The organism is Parapedobacter sp. GCM10030251 (assembly GCF_042666505.1).
In the GTDB taxonomy this organism is placed as follows: Bacteria; Bacteroidota; Bacteroidia; order Sphingobacteriales; family Sphingobacteriaceae; genus Parapedobacter.
This window is the reverse complement of sequence record NZ_JBHTDN010000028.1, coordinates 1-4,890: the sequence shown is the minus strand read 5'-3', so window position 1 is coordinate 4,890 and position 4,890 is coordinate 1. Positions and strand designations below refer to the sequence as shown.

Genomic DNA, 4,890 nt, shown 5'->3' with positions numbered 1-4,890 from the left:
CAAAACGACTGATATACATTTGCAAACGTTCTGCACTTATTGTTGCCATTGTTATGCACTCTTTGTTGCCGAAAACTATGTATTCCTGATTGCCAAAAACGCTGCACTTTTAATTACCGCTTACACCAGCTCGGAACAGTCTTTTTTGCGGAAAGCGGAACAACCCCTTTGTTAAATGCTTCCACTCCACCGTTCCTTACCTGCATTTTTCAAATAGGTTGCCAGTATTTATGGAGAATTTTTCAGACATAAATGTTTTTTATCATTTGTAAAATTCTTCCTCAATCTAAATTCCGACCTTTACTTAAAAAAGACAAAAGTATATGGCTGATACAATAATAAAAATCCGTAAAGCAGTTGAAGCAGACAGCGAAAAAATTTGGGTTCTAATGAAAGAATTGGCAATTTTTGAAGAGTATATTGCTGTTTTTTCAATTACCCCACAAATTGTTAGGGAGAGAGGTTTTCGTAAAAATCCACCCGATTTTTATTGTATTGTGGCAGAAGACGAGGATAAAATTGCAGGGATATTAGTGTATTATTTTCTCCCTTATACCGCCCAAAACAGACCCGCAATTTATATGAAAGAGCTTTATGTGGATGAAAATTATCGAGGGCAGAAAATTGGCGAACAGTTGATGAACACTTTGAAAAAAGAAGCCGAACTCAATAACTGCAAACAGATAAAATGGACAGTTGCCCCGTGGAACGAAGCAGGGATAAAATTTTATGAGAGATTAGGGGCAAAAGAAAACAGAGATTGGCTGAATTTTGAATTGAATTTATAAACAAACGCAATGGAACAAATAGAAATCAAGCAAGTAACATTAAACCATATTGAGGAACTGCAAAAAATAGGCAGTCAGACATTTCATGAAACCTTTTCGGCAGGAAATACCGAAGAAAATATGACTAATTATTTAAACGAGGGATTTTCCATAGAAAAATTGACGGCTGAATTGAATGATAAAAATGCTGAATTTTATTTTGCAACACTTGACAATAATGTAATCGGTTATCTGAAACTCAACTTCGGACAATCACAAACAGAATTACAGGATGACAAGGCACTCGAAATTGAACGTATTTATGTTTTAAAAGAATTTCATGGTAAAAAAGTTGGGCAGGTGCTTTATGAGAAAGCTATAAACATCGCTAAACAGAAGAATGTCGACTACGTTTGGTTAGGCGTTTGGGAAGAAAACCCCAGAGCGATTAGTTTCTACAAGAAAAACGGTTTTGTTGAGTTTGATAAACATATTTTCAAATTGGGCGATGACCAGCAGACCGATATAATGATGAAACTAAAATTAAAATAAACTGAAAGAGAATGGGATAACATGTAATTATTATTCCATTTATTGCATTCGGGATAGACTACTTTCTTTCGTGAGTTGAGACGGAAAAGAAAGTAGCAAAGAAACCTAAGTTTATGATTGCTTTTAAAAAAATCACTGAATTTTTTCTAAGTTCAAAATTATTATCGTAATATTGCGATGTAAATAAAAGAATAATGGGGCTTACGAAATCAGAAATATTTACGGACGAACAGAACAGATTGGCTTCTTTGTTCAAGGTTTTAGGACATCCTGCACGGGTTGCCATTCTACAATATATCATCAACCAGAAAGCCTGTATCTGTAATGATTTGGTCGATGAATTGGGATTGGCACAGGCAACCATTTCACAGCACTTAAAAGAACTAAAGAACATTGGTATCATTCAAGGAACAATCGAGGGCAAATCTGTATGCTATTGTATTGATGAGAAACTTTGGAAACAAATTCAAGAGGAATTTAATGTGTTTTTCAATCAAGAGGTAAAAATAACAAGTTGCTGTTCATAATATTTTTTAACTCTTATTATCGTAATATTGCAATATGTAGTTTAATGTAAATTTTCAAATCGTACTGTTATGAAACTATCAAAAATCAAAGAAATCCTGCCAACATTGGACAATGTTGAATTCCAATTAGAGAACGGAACTTTTGTTCCCGAACATTTCCATGTTACGGAAATAGGACAGATTACCAAACATTTTATTGACTGCGGTGGTGTAATCCGTACAGAGAAAGCGGTAAACTTCCAACTGTGGGATGCCAACGACTACAACCACAGATTAAAGCCGACCAAACTATTGAACATTATCAAGCTATCCGAAGAAAAATTGGGTATTGAAGATGCCGAAATAGAGGTAGAATATCAAAGTGAAACGATTGGCAAATTTGACTTGGATTTTGACGGTCAGCATTTCATCCTAAAGAACAAACAGACCGCTTGCTTGGCAAGTGATGCCTGCGGTATTCCTGCGGAGAAACAAAAAGTAAAATTATCGGAGCTGAACAGCACTTGCTGTACACCTAATTCGGGATGTTGCTAAACACTAAAGACCAATCGCAATGTATAAGAATTTAGCCGAAACCATAAAGGGGATTATTGATGCCCAAAACGTAAGCGAGGAACGCAAAAGGATACTGCAACCGCTGATAGATTATGTACAACAGAAAGCAAATAGCGGTGCGGATATAGACCTCAATTTTATCTGTACCCATAATTCACGTAGAAGCCATTTAGCACAGGTATGGGCGCAGGTTGCAAGTGCGTATTTCAATATCCCGAACGTACATTGTTATTCGGGCGGTACGGAGGAAACAGCACTATTTCCGAAAGTGGCAGAAACATTGACCAATCAAGATTTTATTATTTTCAAGATTGTGGAAACCGATAATCCTGTATATGCCATAAAATATGGAGATAATGCGTTGCCAATCATCGGGTTTTCCAAAAAATATGATAGCCCTTTCAACCCTGCATCGGCATTTGTCGCCATTATGACCTGTTCGCAGGCAGACGGCGAATGCCCGTTCATCGCCGGAGCGGAAAAGAGAATACCCATCACATTTGAAGACCCTAAAATTTCAGACGGTACATCCGAACAGCCACAGATATATGCTGAAAGGAGTTTGCAGATAGCAACAGAAATGTTGTATGTTTTTTCAATGATTAAGAGTTAGCCGATGCAACCCAAACTAAAATTCCTTGACCGTTACCTTACCTTATGGATATTCCTCGCGATGGCGACAGGCGTAGGCTTGGGATATTTCTTTCCGAACATTTCCAATGCTACCGATGCCCTATCCGTAGGCACGACCAATATCCCGTTGGCGATAGGGCTTATATTGATGATGTACCCACCATTGGCTAAGGTGGATTATTCATTGTTGCCCAAAGCTCTTAAAGACACCAAAGTAATCGGCATATCCTTATTGCTGAATTGGGTTATCGGTACGGTACTGATGTTCGGTTTAGCCGTTCTGTTCTTACGGAACGAACCGGATTATATGACGGGTCTGATACTGATTGGCTTAGCAAGATGTATCGCAATGGTCATCGTATGGAGTGACTTGGCAAAAGGGAACAGGGAATATACGGCATTATTGGTAGCACTGAATAGTATCTTTCAGATAATAACGTACAGCTTCTTTGTTTGGCTGTTCATCAACGTATTGCCGAATAAATTAGGCTTAGCCAATTTCAACGTAAGCGTATCAATGAAAGATGTAACCGAAAGCGTGTTGATTTATTTGGGTATTCCTTTTTTCGCAGGTTTTATAAGTCGATACGCATTGGTAAAATCAAAAGGTATAGAATGGTATAACCGCAAATTCGTACCCAGAATATCGCCTATTACATTGTACGCATTATTGTTTACCATTGTCTTGATGTTCAGTTTGAAAGGCGATAAGATATTGGAATTGCCAATGGATGTGGTAAAAATAGCTGTGCCGTTAATCATCTATTTTGTGCTGATGTTTTTCGTGAGCTTCTTTATCAACAAATCGTTGAATGTTCCTTACGACAAAAACGCATCCATCGCCTTTACAGCCACAGGGAATAATTTTGAATTGGCAATAGCCGTCTCCATTGCTGTATTCGGCATCCATTCACCACAGGCATTTGTGGGCGTTATCGGCCCACTTGTAGAAGTGCCTATACTGATACTGTTGGTAAAAGCAAGTTTGTGGCTAAAGAAGAAATATTATGATTAGGAATTATATCAATAATGCTCTCCGGTATTTCCATGAAAATATTCCGTTGCTATTCGGCTAATCCCCACACTGAAATATTTTTTGTTTTCGCTCAATGCTTTAACGGCTGTCAGCATTTCATCGGGGTCAGCGAATTTCAATATATAGCCCGATACACCTGTTTTTAGCATATCCGTTACGCTTTCCTCATTATCGTTCGTACTGGAAAATAATACTTTCAAATCGGGATGCTTTTCAAGCAAAAGTTTAGCCGTGGCAAAGTCTTCCTCAATGAGACAGACATCCGGCAACTTGACACCCTCTTTTATTTTTTCAAGTGCTTTTTTTCCATTGTCCACTTGAAATTGCACTATGTAGCCGGAGCTTTCAAGTTGTTTTACGGGCATCTCCCGAAGCTGTGCATGGCTATCTATGACCGCTACACAGACTTTGCTTTTGTTTTCTTTTCCAGTATCCATAATATCTGTTTTTAAAAGTAGCGAAGCCTGCAATAAAAAAGCGCAGGCAACTACACTTACCGACATTAAGGCACTGGTACGCCTCTCTCCGAATAAGCGAGCGCCCACGCCATAACGTGAGCGTTCTTACTTATTTGTCTCGGAGAATTGTTTAAAATTACCAGTTTTAAATGTCGAGTGAATATTCCGGGGAAAGTACACCACCCGTTCCGGATGAAAGTACACCAGTGAAGAGGCCAATAATCTGTGCAGCTGTGCCACTGGGTTTTCAAAGTTAAAGATTTTTTTTCTTCCTCATAGACTTGCCCTGCAGGGGCAGCCTATGTGCCGAAGCTGTCAATCTGTCCATTATCGCGTCGGCCAGTGTAGGCTCATCGATAAAG

Annotated in this window: 8 protein-coding genes; 6 read left to right on the top strand and 2 right to left on the bottom strand. The window is 38.5% G+C overall.

The genetic code is table 11. From position 1 onward, the window contains the following. Positions 1 to 323: 323 nt before the first annotated feature. From ACFQRK_RS23800 to arsB, 6 genes are all read left to right on the top strand, one after another. Positions 324 to 788, top strand: a complete 465-nt coding sequence (locus ACFQRK_RS23800; protein ID WP_379010916.1) for a GNAT family N-acetyltransferase — start codon at positions 324 to 326, stop codon at positions 786 to 788. A 9-nt stretch (positions 789 to 797) separates the two neighbouring features. Beyond that, the gene (locus ACFQRK_RS23795) at positions 798 to 1,319 is read left to right on the top strand and encodes a GNAT family N-acetyltransferase (protein ID WP_379010914.1); all 522 of its coding nucleotides are present in this window, start codon (positions 798 to 800) and stop codon (positions 1,317 to 1,319) included. 194 nt (positions 1,320 to 1,513) lie between these two features. Continuing rightward, on the top strand, positions 1,514 to 1,846 hold the full coding sequence (locus tag ACFQRK_RS23790; RefSeq protein WP_379010913.1) for an ArsR/SmtB family transcription factor: 333 nt from the start codon (positions 1,514 to 1,516) through the stop codon (positions 1,844 to 1,846). A 69-nt stretch (positions 1,847 to 1,915) separates the two neighbouring features. Further along, positions 1,916 to 2,380 carry a DUF6428 family protein gene (locus ACFQRK_RS23785; protein WP_379010912.1) on the top strand — a complete coding sequence of 155 codons (465 nt, stop codon included), beginning with the start codon at positions 1,916 to 1,918 and terminating at the stop codon, positions 2,378 to 2,380. A gap of 19 nt (positions 2,381 to 2,399) precedes the next feature. Further along, the gene (locus ACFQRK_RS23780; RefSeq protein ID WP_379010911.1) at positions 2,400 to 3,014 is read left to right on the top strand and encodes a low molecular weight phosphatase family protein; all 615 of its coding nucleotides are present in this window, start codon (positions 2,400 to 2,402) and stop codon (positions 3,012 to 3,014) included. A 3-nt stretch (positions 3,015 to 3,017) separates the two neighbouring features. Further along, positions 3,018 to 4,049 carry an ACR3 family arsenite efflux transporter gene (arsB, locus tag ACFQRK_RS23775; RefSeq protein WP_379010910.1) on the top strand — a complete coding sequence of 344 codons (1,032 nt, stop codon included), beginning with the start codon at positions 3,018 to 3,020 and terminating at the stop codon, positions 4,047 to 4,049. 8 nt (positions 4,050 to 4,057) lie between these two features. Here the strand turns inward: arsB and ACFQRK_RS23770 are convergent, their stop codons facing one another. Then, the gene (locus tag ACFQRK_RS23770; protein WP_379010908.1) at positions 4,058 to 4,507 is read right to left on the bottom strand and encodes a response regulator transcription factor; all 450 of its coding nucleotides are present in this window, start codon (positions 4,505 to 4,507) and stop codon (positions 4,058 to 4,060) included. A 274-nt stretch (positions 4,508 to 4,781) separates the two neighbouring features. After that, a partial coding sequence (locus ACFQRK_RS23765) for an ATP-binding protein (protein ID WP_379010636.1) occupies positions 4,782 to 4,890 on the bottom strand: 109 nt, incomplete at its 5' end.